This window comes from Pseudoflavonifractor sp. 60 (genome assembly GCF_009911645.1).
Taxonomy (GTDB): Bacteria; Bacillota; Clostridia; order Oscillospirales; family Oscillospiraceae; genus Lawsonibacter.
Window position 1 is genome coordinate 1 of the sequence record NZ_QWKI01000376.1, and the last position, 365, is coordinate 365.

General features: G+C 68.2%; 1 pseudogene. It reads right to left on the minus strand.

The window, feature by feature from the left end:
• Positions 1-62: 62 nt before the first annotated feature.
• Positions 63-365: pseudogene (locus D1646_RS22475) on the minus strand (hypothetical protein); the annotation flags it as partial.

Sequence of the window (365 nt, forward strand, 5' to 3'; positions counted from 1 at the left end):
TATCCAGCCGCAGCAGGCCGTCGTCAAATTGAAGGGTCTTCGCTTCCATCCTGCCGCCCTCCTTACTCCGCCGCCGTCCCAGGGGTAAAGGTGATGGTCCCGTCCGCCGCCATGCTGGCCGTGCCGGTCTCCCGGGTACCGCCGAAGGTGACGTCAATGGGCATGGTCAGGGCGCCGCCCCCCTCGCCCCCCAGGCCGGAGGGCTTTACCATGGAGCTGGGGAAGCGCTCGGCAAAGCACCGGCCCTCCTCGTCCACGGCGTACAGGTGGATGCGCAGCAGGTCCTGACTGCACAGGGCGGCGGCGTTCTGCTCCACCACCGCCAGGTTCCACAGGTGCTGCTGGTACTCGTCGCCGCTGTCCAG